Source organism: Pseudomonas sp. GW821-FHT01E05 (genome assembly GCF_059422425.1).
Genome location: NZ_JBWKWW010000003.1, coordinates 91,397 through 108,659 on the forward strand (window position 1 = coordinate 91,397; position 17,263 = coordinate 108,659).

At 54.7% G+C, this 17,263-nt stretch carries 17 protein-coding genes; 9 read left to right on the forward strand and 8 right to left on the reverse strand.

Annotated features, from left to right (window positions below; all coding sequences use genetic code 11):
* Positions 1-98: 98 nt before the first annotated feature.
* The 5 genes from AC07W5_RS06930 to AC07W5_RS06950 form a co-directional block, all read right to left on the reverse strand.
* Positions 99-1,559, reverse strand: coding sequence for a GntT/GntP/DsdX family permease (locus tag AC07W5_RS06930; protein ID WP_494992271.1), 1,461 nt, complete (start codon positions 1,557-1,559; stop codon positions 99-101).
* Between the two features lie 191 nt (positions 1,560-1,750).
* Positions 1,751-2,389 (reverse strand): 3-oxo-tetronate 4-phosphate decarboxylase, encoded by a 639-nt coding sequence (gene otnC / locus AC07W5_RS06935; protein ID WP_494992272.1) that lies wholly within the window; start codon positions 2,387-2,389, stop codon positions 1,751-1,753.
* A gap of 8 nt (positions 2,390-2,397) precedes the next feature.
* Entirely contained in the window at positions 2,398-3,696 is a 1,299-nt protein-coding gene (otnK, locus tag AC07W5_RS06940; RefSeq protein ID WP_495023049.1) for a 3-oxo-tetronate kinase, read from the reverse strand.
* A gap of 10 nt (positions 3,697-3,706) precedes the next feature.
* Positions 3,707-4,612 carry an L-threonate dehydrogenase gene (gene ltnD, locus AC07W5_RS06945; RefSeq protein WP_494992274.1) on the reverse strand — a complete coding sequence of 302 codons (906 nt, stop codon included), beginning with the start codon at positions 4,610-4,612 and terminating at the stop codon, positions 3,707-3,709.
* The gene (locus tag AC07W5_RS06950; protein WP_494992275.1) at positions 4,605-4,763 is read right to left on the reverse strand and encodes a hypothetical protein; all 159 of its coding nucleotides are present in this window, start codon (positions 4,761-4,763) and stop codon (positions 4,605-4,607) included. Before AC07W5_RS06950 ends, ltnD begins: the two co-directional genes overlap by 8 nt.
* A 174-nt stretch (positions 4,764-4,937) precedes the next feature.
* Between AC07W5_RS06950 and AC07W5_RS06955 the strand changes: the two genes are divergently transcribed.
* Positions 4,938-5,153 carry a transposase gene (locus tag AC07W5_RS06955; protein WP_495023225.1) on the forward strand — a complete coding sequence of 72 codons (216 nt, stop codon included), beginning with the start codon at positions 4,938-4,940 and terminating at the stop codon, positions 5,151-5,153.
* 115 nt (positions 5,154-5,268) lie between these two features.
* Complete coding sequence (locus tag AC07W5_RS06960; protein ID WP_495023050.1) at positions 5,269-6,381, forward strand: CapA family protein; 1,113 nt, start codon at positions 5,269-5,271, stop codon at positions 6,379-6,381.
* 128 nt (positions 6,382-6,509) lie between these two features.
* On the opposite strand, the gene AC07W5_RS06965 is transcribed toward AC07W5_RS06960, so the two are convergent.
* Positions 6,510-6,977, reverse strand: a complete 468-nt coding sequence (locus AC07W5_RS06965; RefSeq protein WP_494992277.1) for a cupin domain-containing protein — start codon at positions 6,975-6,977, stop codon at positions 6,510-6,512.
* Between the two features lie 767 nt (positions 6,978-7,744).
* Between AC07W5_RS06965 and AC07W5_RS06970 the strand changes: the two genes are divergently transcribed.
* The 7 genes from AC07W5_RS06970 (at position 7,745) to AC07W5_RS07000 (ending at position 14,182) form a co-directional block, all read left to right on the forward strand.
* Positions 7,745-8,290: a hypothetical protein gene (locus AC07W5_RS06970; protein ID WP_495023051.1), complete on the forward strand. Its 546-nt coding sequence runs from the start codon at positions 7,745-7,747 to the stop codon at positions 8,288-8,290.
* Between the two features lie 440 nt (positions 8,291-8,730).
* The gene (locus AC07W5_RS06975; protein WP_495023052.1) at positions 8,731-8,964 is read left to right on the forward strand and encodes a hypothetical protein; all 234 of its coding nucleotides are present in this window, start codon (positions 8,731-8,733) and stop codon (positions 8,962-8,964) included.
* A gap of 175 nt (positions 8,965-9,139) precedes the next feature.
* Positions 9,140-10,213, forward strand: a complete 1,074-nt coding sequence (locus tag AC07W5_RS06980; RefSeq protein ID WP_495023053.1) for an AAA family ATPase — start codon at positions 9,140-9,142, stop codon at positions 10,211-10,213.
* Between the two features lie 2 nt (positions 10,214-10,215).
* Positions 10,216-10,929 (forward strand): DUF3226 domain-containing protein, encoded by a 714-nt coding sequence (locus AC07W5_RS06985; protein ID WP_495023054.1) that lies wholly within the window; start codon positions 10,216-10,218, stop codon positions 10,927-10,929.
* 1,299 nt (positions 10,930-12,228) lie between these two features.
* Complete coding sequence (locus AC07W5_RS06990; protein ID WP_495023055.1) at positions 12,229-13,041, forward strand: ParA family protein; 813 nt, start codon at positions 12,229-12,231, stop codon at positions 13,039-13,041.
* Complete coding sequence (locus AC07W5_RS06995; protein WP_495023056.1) at positions 13,041-13,436, forward strand: hypothetical protein; 396 nt, start codon at positions 13,041-13,043, stop codon at positions 13,434-13,436. Before AC07W5_RS06990 ends, AC07W5_RS06995 begins: the two co-directional genes overlap by 1 nt.
* Entirely contained in the window at positions 13,436-14,182 is a 747-nt protein-coding gene (locus AC07W5_RS07000) for a hypothetical protein (protein ID WP_495023057.1), read from the forward strand. Before AC07W5_RS06995 ends, AC07W5_RS07000 begins: the two co-directional genes overlap by 1 nt.
* Before the next feature lie 156 nt (positions 14,183-14,338).
* Here AC07W5_RS07000 and AC07W5_RS07005 read toward each other — a convergent pair whose 3' ends face one another.
* Together AC07W5_RS07005 and AC07W5_RS07010 are read right to left on the reverse strand one after the other, a co-directional pair.
* On the reverse strand, positions 14,339-15,370 hold the full coding sequence (locus AC07W5_RS07005) for a phage portal protein (protein WP_495023058.1): 1,032 nt from the start codon (positions 15,368-15,370) through the stop codon (positions 14,339-14,341).
* On the reverse strand, positions 15,367-17,127 hold the full coding sequence (locus AC07W5_RS07010) for a terminase ATPase subunit family protein (RefSeq protein ID WP_495023059.1): 1,761 nt from the start codon (positions 17,125-17,127) through the stop codon (positions 15,367-15,369). The genes AC07W5_RS07005 and AC07W5_RS07010 overlap by 4 nt, the downstream gene beginning before the upstream one ends.
* Positions 17,128-17,263 lie beyond the last annotated feature (136 nt).

Genomic DNA, 17,263 nt, shown 5'->3' on the forward strand with positions numbered 1-17,263 from the left:
TTTTGTAAGAGCCGAGCTTGCTCCGGGCGGCGTTCCGACGATGGCGTCCTTGAGATCGCCATCGCCGGCAAGCCGTGCTCCTACAGGTCGACAGTTCGTTAGACAAACGGCCAGATCAGCAACGTAATACCGAAACCCAATGTACCGAGCAAGGTGGTCAGTACCGTCCAGGTGCGCAAGCCGTCGGCCACATTCAGCCCGGCCAGCTTGGTGAAGATCCAGTAACCGGCATCATTGATATGGGACATGGCCAGCCCGCCACCGCCCATGGCCAGGCACAGCAGGGCCATGTGGTTCGGGGTCAGATTGAGGGTAGCAATCAGCGGACTGATGATGCCGGCGGTGGTCACCAGCGCCACAGTGGTCGAGCCCTGGACCGCGCGCAACAGCATAGTCAGCAGAAAGCCCAGCGCGAGCACCGGCAGACCGGTGGTGCGCAGCATGTCGGAGACCACGGCGCCGATACCGGTATCCACCAGCACCTTGCCAAATACACCGCCAGCGCCGGCAATCAGGATCACCATGGCCACGCCGGGCAACGCCGAGCCGATCACGTCGGACACCTGAGAACGGCTCCAGCCCCGACGCGAACCCAGCAACCAGGCACACAGCAAGGTGTCGATCAGCAGCGCCACCAATGGCGCGCCGAGCACGGTCATGATGCTGCGCAGGGTCGATTCAGCCGGCAGCAACGAGGTGGCCAGAGTCCCCAGCAAAATCAGAATGATCGGCAGCAGGATCATGCTGACGATCAGACCGAAACCCGGTGGGGGTGCCGGCGGCAACTTCGCGACAATGCTGCTGGTGGCCTCTTCCAGGCCCATGTGTGACACCGCCACAGCGGCTTGTTCAGTGCTCTTGCCGTTGCCATTGGCCCAGGCGGCCAGATCTTCGTTGGTGACATGCGGGCCGTAGACCTCGGCACGAATATCGTCGGTCATCGGGTACACCCGGCGGGTCATGCGCCCGGCCACGCGATAACCGACATAGCAGAGCAGCGCGGTGATCGGCAGACCGAACATCAGCACGCGACCGAGGTCGGCGCCCAACTGGCTGGCAGCAGCCACTGCGCCCGGGTGTGGCGGCAGGAAGGCGTGTACGGTCAACAAGGCAGCGCACATCGGCAGTGCGAACACCAGCAACGGCTTACGCGCACTGCGGGCGACGCCATAGGCCAGCGGCATGAGGATGATCACACCGACCTCGAAGAACACAGGTACCCCGACCATGAAGCCGGCAATCGTCAGCGCCAGCGGCGTGCGTCGGTTGCCGAAACGGGTGATCAACGTCTTGGCCAGAGCCTCGGCACCGCCGGAGAGCTCGATAATCCGCCCGATCATCGCGCCCAGGGCAATGATGATCGCGATATGGCCCAGGGTCTTGCCCATGCCGCCTTCGATGGTGGCAACCAGATCGGCCGGTTTCACCCCGGCCACCAGTGCCACCAGAATGCTCACCAGCATCAAGGCCACGAAGGGCTGGAACTTGTACTTGAGCACCAGGAACAACAACAGCGCGATGCCCACCCCTGCGGTAACCATCAGGATTAACGGGCTCATTTCAGAAACCCTCCACGCCGGGTGAACGAAACGGTTCTTCTGAAAATACCGCAGTGAACGTGAGTCATGCCTGGATTTCCTCTTGTTATTGTATTTTTAGGCAAGCCGCGGCTATCGAGAGTCGCTGCGCGTCTCCCGGACCGGGCCTGCGTAATCGATCTGTTGTGTTCTATCGTGCTCGAAAATGCGTTCTACCAGTGCGCGCCGAAGGTCTCTCGCAGCTCGTCCAGCGCTGCTTGATCGAGCGGTTCGGGCTTGGGATTGCTCATCAGCCAGAGCCGTGCGGTTTCCTCGAGCTCCTCCAGGGCGTAGCTGGCCCTGGACACCGAACTCTCCCAGACTACCGGGCCAAGCCGTTCGAGCATCACGCCGCGAACGCTGTTGGCCAGTTGCGCGACCTGCTCGGCGACCTTTGGCGAGCCGGGTCGCTGGTAGCCAATCAACGGGATGTGCCCGACTTTCATGACCTGATACGGCGTCAGCGGCGGAAGAATGTCGTCTGGCTGCCAGACACCCGCCAGCGTCAACGCCACCAGATGGGTGGAATGGGTATGCACCACACCACCGACACTCGGGTTGCGGTCGTAGACCTGGCGATGCAGCGCCAGGGTCTTTGAAGGCTTGTCACCGGACACCCATTCGCCGGCCAGATTGACCTTGGCAATCGTCGCCGGGTCGAGGCGACCGAGGCAGACATCAGTCGGCGTGATCAACCAGCCGTCGTCCAGGCGGGCGCTGATATTGCCGGCGCTGCCGACGGTGTAACCGCGCTGGTAGAGGCTGCGACCAACCTCACAGATTTCTTCGCGCAAGGCGTTTTCGCGACTCATTGCGCAGCTCATTGTGCACCTCCGGCCTGGGCCAGTTGCTTCAAGGCTTTGCTGAAAAAGTCCCGGCCACCGAAGTTGCCCGATTTGAGTGCCAGCGCCAAAGGCTCATCAGTACTGCTGACCGTCGCCGGCACACCAGGATCGATCTGCGCACCGATCTGTAACAACTGCACGCCCAGTGCCTGAACCACGGCGCCCGAGGTTTCACCACCGGCGATCACGAAGCGACGCACGCCGCTCTGGCGCAGACCCTGGGCGATTTCGCCAAAGGCGTTTTCCACCAGACTGCCAGCCTGTTCGACGCCCAGCTTTTGTTGCACGGCCTTGACCTCCTCCGGCGAGCTGGTGGCGTAGATCAATACGGTTTGTTCATTTTCACGGGCGAAGGTCATGGCTTGCGCAACGACCGGCTCGCCAGCAGCCAGGGCCAACGGATCAATCCGCAGCGCGGGCCGACCGGCTTCAAGCCAGGCCGCCACTTGGCCATTGGTGGCCACAGAGGCGCTACCGGCCAACACCACTTCGCCGCCAGACACCGCTGGGAGCCTGGAGGCATCGAAATCACGCAGCTTGCCAGCGCGCCGGAAATTATCCGGCAAGCCCAAGGCCAGCCCCGAGCCACCGGTCAACAACGGCAGATCGGCGCAGGCGGTACCCAGTGTGTAAAGATCACTGTCGGACAAGGCATCGGCGATCGCCATGCCAACGCCTTGAGCCCGCAACTCGGCGATTCGCGCACGAACCTGCCCGGCCCCTTGGGCAATGCTGTCGTAGCGCAACAGGCCGACATTCAGGCGGGTCTGCGATTGCAGAACCCGAACCAGATTGGCATCGGTCATCGGCGTCAGCGGGTGATGCTGCATGCCCGACTCGCTCAGCAACTGATCCTGAACAAACAAGTGGCCGCGAAAGATCGTCCGGCCATTTTCCGGGAACGCCGGGCACGCGAGGGTGAAGTCGCTGCCCAGTGCGCTCAGCAGCGCTTCGCTGACCTGGCCAATATTCCCGGCCGCGGTGGAATCGAACGTCGAACAGTACTTGAAAAAGATCTGCTCACAGCCTTGCTCACGCAGCCAGGCGAGTGCCGCGAGGGATTGTTCGACTGCGTCGGCGACCGCAATGGTGCGCGACTTCAGGGCAATGACGATCGCATCGGCGTCGAGCCCTGCGGCCACTTCACTGCTCGGGATGCCGATGCTTTGTACGGTGCGCATTCCGCCGCGTACCAGCATGTTGGCCAGGTCCGTGGCACCGGTGAAATCGTCGGCGATGCAGCCCAGCAGCGGGCGTGCGATGGATGTAGTCATGGAGCGATCCTCAAACAGGCTCAGGCTTGGCAGTTGGCAATTCGATGCCCGGGAAAATCTTGATCACCGCCGAGTCGTCCTCGCGGCCGAAGCCGGCGCTGGAAGCCTGCATGAACATCTGGTGGGCGGTGGCCGACAGTGGCAGCGGGAATTTGCTGGCTCGTGCGGTATCCAGCACCAGGCCCAGGTCCTTGACGAAAATATCCACCGCGGACAACGGCGTGTAGTCGGCCTTGAGAATGTGCGGCACGCGGTTTTCAAACATCCAGGAATTACCGGCGCTATGGGTGATAACCTCATACAGCGCATCGGCATCGACCCCTTCGCGCAGGCCCAGCGCCATGGCTTCGGCGGATGCAGCGATGTGCACCCCGGCAAGCAGCTGGTTGATGATCTTGACCTTCGAACCCAGGCCATGGACGTCACCCAGGCGATAGACCTTGCCGGCCATGCCCGCAAGGATCGCTTCGGCTTTGGCGTAGGCATCGGCCGGGCCCGAAGTCATCATGGTCATCTCGCCAGCGGCAGCCTTGGCCGCGCCACCGGAGATCGGCGCATCCAGATACAGCAGGCCTTGTTCGGCCAGACGCTGCCCCAGGTCTACGGCGTAGGTCGGGGCCACGGTGGCGCAGCCGATCACCAGGCTGCCCGGACGCAAAGCCGCCACGGCACCACCCTCGCCAAACAATACGGTTTCAGTCTGCTCGGCATTCACCACAACAGTAATGATCACGTCACACTCGCCAGCCATCTGCGCGGGCGAAGAGCAAGCCACGCCGCCCTCGCTGGCAAACTGCTCCGTCACCGCCGCGCGCACATCACAGGCATGCACATTGAAACCGCTGCGCAACAGTGAACGGGCAATGCCCAGGCCCATCGCGCCCAGACCGACAACACCGACATTCTTGTTATTCATGGGGTACTCCAGAGGAAAGCAGCGGCCGATTCCATGCGAGCAAGGTGCAGAAGGCGGACCGCGTTGTAGAAATGAGCGCGGGCATGACAAACGGATCACCCGGTTGAGCGGCGCTATCGCTCGGCACCTGAGTCGGGATCTTGTCGAACATCGAGGCAATCCTGCTTTTGTCTTGTTATCAGGCGGTCATACCGGCTGGAGAGATAATCCACCAATGATCACATTATGTGAAGTATTTTTTTAGAATAACATTTTTTAACATCCAACTCCCAGGCCCGCCTCCGCGCCTGACAAGACCGCACAAAAAGGACGCATAATTGAGGTTATCCAGTGCAGGGGCGCGGTAGCGGTCATCCCCTCGAAAAGAAATCGCCTGAAACCTTGCCGGCTGGATCGGCATCTCTACAAGGCGCGCAACCTGGTGGAGCGCTTTTTCCAGAAGCTGAAGCAATTTCGCCGGATCGCAACAAGGTATGAACGACTGGCAAGAAACTATCAGTCGATGCCGAGCCTGGTGTCAGCCGTCATCTGGCTGGCCTGATTGAGAACACCACCTGGCTATTGTCGAGGCGTGATGATCGTTGTGATGGAGCCGCAGGTGAGCTGATCGGGGCCTGTCCCCGGTTTACGTTATTCGGGATATCCGGGAGGGTGCCATGGCAGCTGTTACCGATACGCTGAAGCTGTTTCTCGCCGGCGACGTCATGACCGCCCGCGGCATCGACTCGGTACTGCCGCATCCTGGCGATCCGCGGCTTTACGAAGCTTACGTCAAGAATGCCGGCGATTACGTCCGGCTGGCAGAAAGACTCAATGGCTCGATTCCCCGCCCAGTCGATTTCACCTATGTCTGGGGCGCTGCGCTGGATGAGTTCGAACTTCGCCAGCCAGACGCACGCATCATCAATCTGGAAACTGCGGTGTCCCGCCGCGGACGACCGGAACCAAAGGGCATCAATTACCGCATGAGCCCGGAGAACTTCCCGGTCATCAGCGCAGCCGGCATCGACTGCTGCGTGCTGGCCAACAACCATGTGCTGGATTGGGGGGCAGCCGGCCTGGCCGATACGCTGGATACCCTATCGAGCAACGGTATGTGCAGCGCCGGCGCCGGGCACAACCGGCAATCTGCCGAAGCGCCCGCCGTGCTGCCGCAGCCAGGTGGGCGGCGCTTGCTGGTGTTTGGCCTCGGCGCACCCGACAGCGGCATTGCGCCGGACTGGGCCGCCACGGATAGGCGCGCGGGCGTCGCGCGGCTGGAGGATCTGTCGATGCAAAGCCTGCGCCCTGTCGCCAAACGGATTCTCGAGGGCAAAAATCCGCGGGATCTGGTGGTCGCCTCCATTCACTGGGGCGGCAACTGGGGGTTCGAGATCCCGCGCGAGCAGGTCCGGTTCGCCCATGCCTTGATCGACGAGGCCGGAGTTGACCTGGTGCACGGGCATTCCTCGCACCACATCAAGGGCATTGAGGTGTACCGCGAACGCCTGATTCTCTATGGCTGCGGTGATCTCCTGAACGATTACGAAGGCATCGAGGACCACGCAGCCTTTCGCGGTGACCTGGGGCTTCTATACTTTGCCTCGCTGGACCCGGGCGGGCACCTGCAGTCGCTGGACCTGATACCCATGCGCCTGCGTCGCTTTCGCCTCTGTCGCGCCGAAGGGGATGACCGTCAATGGCTGCACGACACCCTTTCTCGCGAGTGCGCACGCTTGGGCAGCAGCATCCAGCCGGGCGCGAAAAATGCCTTCGAGTTGCGTTGGTAGGAGCGTCTGGACACGACTAAAGGTCGCGGCAGGAATGGCAGTCACCTGCCACCCGCCGCAGTGCGGAAGTCTTTTTTGTTACCCTTAACAAACGACCCACTAGACTGGGCAGCCGGTCAGAGTGAACGCTATTTTTTTCTTGGATCGTCTGCAGGGTTGACGTAGTCAATCCCGATTGGGCCGGGGCCCTGCACCTGAAGGATTACCTCTGTGCCTTTGCTTGCCCCAAAGTGCCTCACGTGACCCTCGCCAAAAATGCTTCCGGCCGGAAATTCATGCAATTTTGTCGCATCGAACTTATCCCCATCGCCGTGATACCACGTACCCGAGATCACCGTGACTGTGCGCTCGTCGGGATGAGTATGGGCGGGAATAATATAGTTCGGCGGGAGTTTTACTCGCACGATATAGGGGCCAACGTTGGGGTTGCCCTGGAGGACGGCGGTTTGTGCCCCCTTTGGTAAAGCAGGGTTATCGGCCCATTTGATGTCATTTGGGGTAACCATGATGTAATCGCCAGGCTCAGCCCAACCCATTGAAGACCCGAGGCACCCCATCGCAAGGACAACAGATAACGCCGCGAGCTTGTTGTTCATCGTATTCTCCTCAGAGCGGTTTGAACGAGGTCGGGGATATTGAGCACGCAGGCATTGGCCAACCAAGACTGCCTTTCTGACAGTTCATAATAGTCTAGAGCTGAAGACTCACCGAGACACCTGACTCAGCTCACCCCTTTCAGCCATCCCACTCCATTCCTGATAAACTGCTGCCTCGCCCCACCCATCCAGATACCCATGCCCTTACACACCACGCCAGCCACACCCCAGTCCCTCTCCCGCCGCTTCAGCGTTGCGCCGATGATGGATTGGAACTACTCAATCTGAAACATATGCGAATCAAGAGCTGTAGCGACCTTTAACTGTCTGCGTACCATTTTTGTACCACTGGGACACTGCCATTGAGCAGGCTTGCTTGATAAAAGGCTTGAATTCAGATGATGCCATCAGGCTTCACTACCCAGCAGGCAACGGTTTTTCAACTGTGATTGGCGGCTATCGAGCTGTAGCACTTATTGAATAATAATGACGCCGAATCAGTGGCATTGCATGGTCCAGCATCTACACTCACTCAACAGCCTTGGCTCACCATCATCTGTATCATTTTTTTTGGTTAATGTAGGACTTGCTATGATGCCATTATGTAAAACATAGAGCTATAGGATGAAAAGGTACTCTGCCAAGTATTACCGACGTAAAATACGTAAATTGCCTTAATTCAACAAGCCCATGTTCAGCTTTTACTGATACGGGTACGGGTACGGGTACGGGTACGGGTAAAACATGCATCACTCTGAGAGGCGACCATGAAAAACATGCTCTTACTTCCGCTTTTACTAACCCACTGCATTTTGTGCCATGCCGCCTTGACTGAAAAAGAAAAAAGCGAATGCAATGAAGCAAGAGATGCAGCTTTTAGGGTTGCAAAATTAAGAGACTCAGGAATGTCTCAAGATCAGTTTATTGAGTGGGCTTCAAAGTACAAAAAAAATCTTAGCGAGGGCGAGTTGGCTGATCTGCATAACTTAGCTACTGAAGTTTATCAGAACCCCGGCATGACCCCAGAAGATTACGGCTTTGTAAATTACTCAATCTGCGCCGAACCCTATAATAATAAAAAAAGAAAAGCCCCTAACAGATGCAACGAAATAGCAACTCTCACAAAAAATATAGCTAGAGGGCGCGATGCGAACATGAGCTTAGAGGAAGTTCGCAAAATGATAAGCAGAGACAACTCAAATATAGACATGACGATAGTCAAAGCAGATATTTCCAATTCTATATTTGAATGGAAAGGAGTAACACCCGATATGGTCTCGAAATTCTGGTATGCGGTGTGTTTGAAAGCATAGAAAAATCAAGTCACCAAAATCACGGAAGCGAATGCCATCAGCAATCCAGACAGCCGGCGTTTGTTCAATAGAGCGAGGCGCTATCACCCAGGACTCGGCCAAAACTACCAAGCCAGGAGCGATCGAAGCTGGACGAATAACGGCTCCTTCTAACCTCACAACCCCGTTGAACGAAGGCGCTAACAGGTCAAAAAGCAAACAGTGATCCAACGCCTTTTTTTCGCAACCAGCGCTCTTACGCCATGATGGTTTGGACCCACTAATCGCCCTCCTCCTTTAAACAAAGGCTTTCAAGGCCGCCCAAAACTCCCTGTACCGTACCTATGCCTTCCCCCTTCCGCATCCTCCCCTGGCTTTAGCAATTTTAAGCAACCTCATCGAGCTCCAATTAAGAGCACTGTCGCTGCTATGCTTGGGCTTTCTCGAACGGAGTCGACGTCATGTCAGATGTATATTCGCTGCCAGATCTATTGGGAAGGATGTACCACAACCAACTAGCTCTGGAGGCAGCCCTAATGGAGTTAACACTGCTGGTGGAGCAAGAAGGTTCGGCTGAAGTGGGGAAAAATGTCCGAGGTGCCCTGCACATAATTGGCGAAAACACTGGCCATATCAAACAGGGCCTGGCCCGACTCAGGGGCTCGGGGGCTCGGGGGAACTCTCCGAGTGAGTAGGTCAAATCGCGATATCGGCTGCCTTGGGGGCCTTATGACCATCGGGTAGGTGCTAGAGAGCACTCCAGTAGCCTGCGATCAGTACAGAATTAGCTACCAGATGCCCTTTGGCGTAGACTGAAAGGTAGACCGTATGCATGACGGGGCCATTTAGGCACTTGGATAGGGACTTTAAATGATTTCCGATTTTCAAATCACAAAGTTTAGACACTTCGAATACATCGAACTAAACCAACTAAAACGTGTAAATTTATTTGTAGGCAAAAATAGTGCTGGCAAAAGCGCACTACTTGAGGCTCTTCTACTTTTTTTTACACAGATGTCTCAACAGTCATTACCTTCCATTATTGACTCTCGGCAAGAAAACTGGGAAGTTCGAACACGACCCGCACTAAGACATTTATTCTTCAATCACACCTTTCCTGAATATTGGGCGGAAGGTTTTAAGCTCAGTTCAAAAAATGATAGCCGCTCTTTCGAAGTAAGAGTAGTCCCCTACTCCACGGAGGCGGAAGAAAACCTCCCATCAACACTTAAACCAATTACAGACTCCAGACATCTATTCGAGGTAGACACAGATACAATCGAACCTTTTTTGGCTGTAATAAAAGGGTCGAATATTGCTCGACAGATTCGAATCAATGGATATGGCGATTCACGCAGACGGTATGCAGTCCGCAATGATGGTCGTAAGCAGGCGTTTTTTGTGCCAACCAGGGGTGTTAATGATGAAGATGTTGCTGCTCTCTGGGACTCAATTAGTCTAACCGATGACGAGATCGAAGTCATTAGAGGTTTAAAGCTTATCGAACCCAACGTCGAAGGCGTAGCTTTTGTTGGTTCAGATAATCGCGATAGAGTTCCGCTAGTAAAAATCGCCGGCAATAGTGAACCAGTTTCTCTAAAAAGCCTTGGTGACGGTATGAGTCGGGTGCTACAAATCATTCTTTCTTTGGTCAATGCGAAAGATAGTGTACTTATTATCGACGAATTTGAAAACGGCCTTCACTGGGGAATACAAGGCGAAGTTTGGTCACTCGTTTTCAGACTAGCTGCAAGATTGAACGTACAAGTTTTCGCAAGCACACATAGCAGAGACTGCATACAAGGCTTCATGGAAGCATGGGCAGCAGCACCTGACGAAGGATCATTTACAAGGGTGGAGAGAAAGGGACAAAGCGTTGCGGTCAGAGAATATAACTTTGACTTGCTAAGTGACTCACTAGAAACGGATGTCGAGGTAAGGTAAATATGGATGATAAAATCTACACACCTACGGCATCCAAACTACTTCTTGTAGAAGGTAAAAACGACTGCCACGTCATCTGGTCGTTGTGCAACTATTATAATACCCCTGACACCTTCAAAGTATATGTTTGCGGATCCGATGGAAAAGTAATAAAAAGAATTAATGCTCTTATCGCGGCCCCCACGCCGATGGAGACCATCGGTATTTGCATTGACGCAGACAACCCAAACCTCCAAGGAAAATGGGACTCTATCTCATCAAAACTTCTGGACCATGGATATGAGCTACCAAACAAGCCGCATCCAGAAGGGACCATACTTACTCAGAAAGGTATGCCAACGATTGGTATATGGCTCATGCCCGACAACAATATCGATGGAATGCTTGAAGATTTCTGTTTGAAACTAGCCCCAGAGAATGCCGTTCAGTATGCACAAAGCTGCGTTAGCACGGCGAAAAATGGTGGTTTTTCAACTTTTGGAGACACTCATAATTCTAAAGCCACCGTACATACCTACCTTGCTTGGCAAGATGAGCCAGGAATGCCTTTGGGGCTCGCAATCACAGCGAAAGCTTTGAATCCGGGGCATGAGCTTGCAAACAAATTCAATATATTTTTAAATCGGCTTTTTGCTCCACCCTTAATTGCTATACAACCAAAGTTGGTGCTAGACGCCCAAAACACCGGCAGCGAAACTCCAGCGCCTTCTGCTTAGTTAGCAAATACAGAATAGACGCCACAGAAGCATCAGAGCTTGTACTTGGTAGCGATGTCTAATCTACCAAGTATTTCGCTTAACGCCCTATTGGCAGGCTTCAACCACTCTTGAACGTCCTATAGAACCAAACTTCGACTGTCTTGCGCATAGAATCATTGGCTTTGGTGAAAACGTTTGAATTGCTCTTGAAACAGTCGATGAAAATTCAGGCCTCCCAAGAAAGCCTACCACGCCCCAAGATCGCAGCTCAGCCTCATAACAACCCATAAAACCATACAAGCGCTGACGTTCACGCCCATCTGGTTCTTATCAGCTTCCCAAGCTGACCACGCGGGTTCGATTCCCGCCACCCGCTCCACTATTTTCAAGGCCTCCAGCGGTGCGTGAACATGACCGCAATCAGTTGGGGGCCATTTGTGTGTTGGTGCGTAAGCGTTGCATATCACGCGCATCACGCTCGCAGGCAGCAAGCCCCCCAATTTTCGGGAAAGCACTCGGAAACGAGTAAGATTAGTAAGCTGCCCCGAACTAACGCCTTAAACCCTTGATTTCATTGAATCTTTCAGGCCATGAACAAGGTAATATTCAAGTAATGTAGAGGTAAGATAATTACTCTTTAGTAAGGTAATATTTACTTTCACTACACCCCTTATAAATCAATAACTTACAAAAACATTACCTTTTTTATTACTCGAAATTACTCTCCGAAGTAATCCAGCAAAGCCAGAAAATACGGGGCTTTCAGAGAAACCCTCACCCGCGAATTACTCCATTACCTTTTTCCGACGGCCTTCCCGAAAACCCCACCCATTTGATCAATCTGCATAGCCAGCCAAAGACCCCGCGGCAACCGCTTCGTTTTCGACCCTACCTTTGCAGGGATTCGCAGGCTTTTCTCATCCCACAACACCCTTTCCAGCGCCCAGTCTTGGCCGTCTTCAGCCAGGTGCAGAAGTGCAGAAAAAAAGCCCCATTTAGCGCGCAGGCGAGGTGGGGGGACGACGGCGCGCGCCGGTTCTGAACCTGTTCTCATGGACCTGATGGACCTGATGGACCACCAAGGCGTGCCCTATGACAGCGTGCGCCAAGTACTTCCTCGATCGCCAACACTTCATGTGCCGAGCCTCAACCGGAAAAAAGCCACACGGGTGGTGGCTGTATTGGGGGCAACTGGAAATTGAAAGCCTCTTGCGTTGACCGCACGGCCTGATCGCAACGATTTGGGTTATTTGTGGACTCGGCTTTAGCCGCGGGGTGTGATGTAATGAGGAAAAATCGATCTACCAAGGAATGGAAATGGCTGCTGCAGTTATCTCGTGTATCAATTTGAAAGGTGGTGTTGGCAAGACAGCATTGGCAGTGAATTTAGCTGCCTACTGCGGATTACTTGGCAAAAAAACGCTGCTTGTCGATCTCGACCCCCAAACAAACGCTAGTTTTTCTTCTGTAGGCGTAGCAGCGTGGCAAAAGCATGTCCGTGACAACGGGTCAGTAGCCGACCTCTTGGGGGCGAGGAAGCATACAACCGCAGATGGAGCGGTTAAGGAGGCGCATGAAACAATTTTTCATGACGTATTCGAAAACGTTGATCTCATTCCATCCCACATCGATCTTTTCACTGTTGATCTCGATCTCGCAGGCGCTACATCGAGAGAAACCAGGCTACGAAGAGCTCTGAAGGATGTTATCAATGAATATGAGGTTGTAATCTGCGATTGCCCTCCTAACCTCACTATCCCGACGCAGAACGCTCTTGCGATCAGCACTCACTACGTAGTACCCGTATCGCTAGACTTTCTTTCAGCTATCGGTGTGGGTCTGCTGCTAAAGCGAGTACAAGAGTTTTGCACCGACCTTGAACACACATTAGAAAACATTGGCATTGTTATTTCCAGAGTTGGCCGCCCTGCTCTCCATCGCGCTGAAACCGAGGCGACGTTACGAGCGCAATTCGGAAAATCAGTACTTAAAACTAAAATCTCAGAACGTGTAGCCGTAAGTGTGTGCGCACAGGGGCAAATGTCAGTTTTTGATTCGAAAGACGACACTTCGATTCAGGAATTCACCAAAGTTTGCCATACACTACTAAAAACCTCGGGAGTTATTTAATGAAAGCTCACGAACTTTCCAAGGCGCTGTTAGCCCTTTCAAAAATACTCAAAGCAGGTCCTGATATTGATGTAGAGGATTGGTCCCTTCTCAGCAAGAGCACAGCGCCGACTACAAAAGCTATGCCTTTAAAAGAAAGCGACATACCTACTGCATTGTATACCCTAGTTAAACTTAACGATGTAAGTAAGTCACAATGGCTTTCTTTGATCCAGGATTTCGATATCGATGTCGAAATACGCCCAAGAGATGCAAACAGAGATATCGTAGGAAAAATCCTTAACTATCTGGCGAGCAACCCAATAGCGCGCGACAATTTACTCAGAACAGGATCAAGAAAAAACGTATCGGAATCAACCGAACTGGCAAACGCATTAAACTTGCTGCTTAAATAATGGAACAGTTCAAACTAGAAGTACAAGCCAACTTTGAACGAAGTTTTGTCGCAACAAAAACAAGCGTTGAGGATGCACTACAAAAACTTGAAGCCCACAAGGAAATATACGCAGACAGCTATTCAAGACTGGTATCTCTCCATGCGTGGCGATCTGAGCTTTTCTGCAATATCTTTGATTCAGATACAGAAGAGTTTTTTCAAGAAGCGCACAACGATGCGTTGATGTCGCATACGCTAGCGCGCCAGGGGGCGTGGCGCGTGGCCCTAATGTCCCTGCGCAGCTTAATAGAAAACACGGTGTTTGGCCTATATTACTGCGAACACCCAGTCGAGTTGCAACAATGGTTAATCGGCGAGCACAAATTAGGCTTCAGCGAAACAACAGCCTATCTATTACGCCATCCAAAACTAAAAGATCTGGATGGATCAATAACGGGCATTGAGACTCTAAAAAAAGAATACGCAACTCTATCCAAAGCAGTTCACGGCTCTGCAAAATCATTCCGGATGTCTCGTGATGGCATTGTAACTGGATTAAACCTGAACTCGCCTGCGGATCTCGGCGCATGGAGCACACGGGAAAACTCTACTATTGCCGCCATAAATCTCTTGCTTATCTGTTTTTTTGCGGATCACGTAAGTGGCGCGGCGTTACCCAACCTTAGAAAATCAATAAGCTTAGCAATTCCATTGAAGAAACATGCAGCCGTTAAAGCGGCTCTAAAGGTAACGCTTAGACATTGACAACGCAATTCGAATTACCCCCCCTTATAACCATAGATTACTGGAGCCAATACCGCTTTAAAGCGACCAAGGCTCCAGAAAATCCATTCAGTATAATAACCAGTTAACACTTTAGCCTCTGTACTTATTCGCCATCCACCATACTGTGAATGAGCTTTATGCCTCCTCGCCGAGGTCGTAGGGTTTAAACCGGATAACCTCCTCCCCTACCCAGTCATTCAGCTGCAACATCCGCGCCTGAATGGGCTCCAGCTCGTTCGCCGCGTAGATCTGCGCCGCTTCCCTGATCGATCCAAAGCCACCCGCGTTTTGCGGCACAATTCCCATCAACTGCGGCGGAATCCGCAGGCTGGCCAGCACATCATCACGGGTCTGATTCTTGATCGAGTTGAATTCATCCTTCGCGGCCACCTCGCTGACCGGGATCAGCTGAATACCGTCCTTCTTGCCCGTCGGCGAGTAAACAAACAGATTCCGAAAATTCCCCGGCCCTTTCGAATCCTTGAGCGCCTTGCGCAGCGCGTCGATATCGGTTTCGGTTTGCGCGGCGTCAGTCATATATAGGATGAACCCTGCATGACTGCCGTTCTCGTAGTACTTGCGGCGGAACAAGGTGGCCGACTCATTGAGCAGAGCCGACTGCAACGCGCTGATCCACTCAGGCAGCCCATAAATCTCCTGGTGCAAATCTGCTTCACGCAAGTGAAAGATGCTGCCTAGTTCGAAGGCATGCTCATTTTTCCAGCCCTGCACCTGGTAATAGCGACTGTCCGGTCCAGCGCGCATGTACTTCGCCAGTGGCGGTACCAGTTGCCAGGTAGCCCCCAGCATCGAACGCCTGCTTTCCAGATAGCCATTGCCCAGGCAAAGGAAGTCCAGGGCGAACTGTTCGAACGCCGACCGGGACAGCAGCGGGTGCGGGATGAAGGTCTTGCTCAGTAAGTTGCGCTTGAACATCAGTCCTGAATGCAGATGCACGCTCGACCCGACCGAGCGGGCCAAGCCGTCGAGCGACAGCGGTGGCTCGTACCAGCGACCGTTGAACCAGCATTCCAGATAGTCGAAGACCTCACGGCCGCCCAACACCGGCGTTGGCTCGCCGAAGCTGAAAACCTGCGTACCCGCCTGAGAAACAACTGCCGGTGCGGTAATGGACAAAGGACCAGAATTGGCGCGTTGTTCAATCATGTGAAAATCTCCATCCGCCCGGTATTGGCAGCGGTCTGCCCCTCAAGCGGTTCGTTGTGCAATGCGTGAAAAAGCGCCCATGCCAGGTCGGCATGGCCGGTGTTGTCGTTGCGGCCGGCGGTGTAGGTGAACTGGCGGCCGCCCGCAGTGATGGTTTTGCGGATGGCCATCAGCGACTGGGCCATGTCTGTCCAACCGGCGTCGAACTCCAGCCGGCCTTTGTGAATGACGTCGTAGGCCTTTAGCACCAGGCGGGTTTTGACCTCAGGGGAGTAGCTGAAGGTGGTCACGGCCGGGAAGAACTGGCGCACCAGCTGGGCCACGCCACTACCCAGACCAGTGACGTCGATGCCGATATACGTCACCCAGTAGCGATCGCAGACGCCTTTGATTGCGGCGGCCTGCGCGGCGAAGTCCATGCCCCGAAACTGATGGCGCTCGAGCACGCGGAACTTGCCACCCGATACCAGCGGCGGCGCGCACACCACTAAACCTGAACAGTCGCCGGTCTCGGCCGGGTCATAGCCAACCCAGACCTGACGGTCTCCGAACGGCCGCATGGCAAACGGCTTGTAGTCCTCGGCCCACTCGACCCAGCTGTCCACCATGCAAGGTTGCAATACGGCCAGCGGGAAGATGCTCGCCCCGTCGTCGATGAACTCGCACATCAGCAAGTTGGCGAATGCCTCGGGGCTGTATTCGCGACGCAGCTCTTCGATATCGAATAGGTCACAACCGCCCTGCTCCGCCTCGAGGATCGTGACGATCTGCCGCCACAATCGGTCCTCGCAGAACCGACCTTGCTGCAGCGATCCGTGAGAGACATCGACCTTCGTGTGCTGCGCCGCCGGCTTACCCTTGTTGAATCGCTCCCCTGTCCAAAAGGTGTACGCCTCATGGGCCATGCTGGACGGCGTCGAGAAGTAGGTTTTGCGCCACTTCTTATGCATCGCCATACCTGAGGCGACCTTGTTCAGCTCTTCAAACTTGAACGTCCAGAAGAATTCGTCGAAGTAGAAATTACCGTGGTAGCCCTGGGCAGTACGGGCGTTGGTACCGAGAAAAAACAGCTCGGCGCCGTTGGGCAAAACAATCGGGTCGCCAGTCAGTTCGACGCCGATCACCTCGCGGGCAAAAGCCTGGATGTATCCGCGAAACAGGTAGGCCTGGTTCTTCGACGCCGACAGAAAAATCTGGTTGCGCCCGGTGTCCAGGGCATCGATAAACGCCTCACGGGCGAAGTAGTAGGTCGCCCCGACCTGCCGGCTTTTGAGGATGACGCGAGTGCGCTGATTGCCGGCTCGGTACCAGTCTTTCTGGTAGTCGAAACAACCATCGATGAACGCCTCGCGCAGCAGCTCGATCTGCTCTTCGCTGATGTCGTTTTTCGGGGTCTTTTTCTTCGGTCCTTCGTTGCGTTTAGCCAGGTTCGGGTTGAGGTCGGTTTCGGTACCGCCACCCTGGAAGCGCTGTATGCGCGCCTGCCGTTCAAGCTGGCGGTGCAGCAGGTCGATTTCCTTGAAGTCACCGCCGGTCTTGCCGTCCTTGAGGATCAGTTGCACCAGCCGCGCCTCCAGCGCCCCGCCGATGCGCTCGACGTTGTCGGCCCGATCCCACTCGTCGCGGGCCTTCCAGCTGTGTAGCGTTTTTTCCTTTTCGCCCGTAGCCTCGGCAATCTCGCAAATGCGCCAACCCATCCAGTACAGAAACTTGGATTGGCGTCGGGGATCCATGGGCAGCAGTTCGCTCGTAGTCATGGCCGCGATGCTGCCGTCCGCGCCAGCGACTCAATAGCGCCGCCCCTTGTACCCCCTTCTGCTACAGACCCGCCTCATTGCCGCAACTCGCGCGCGTCACGACCATGCCCCTCATTGCACCGCACCCCTCACATCA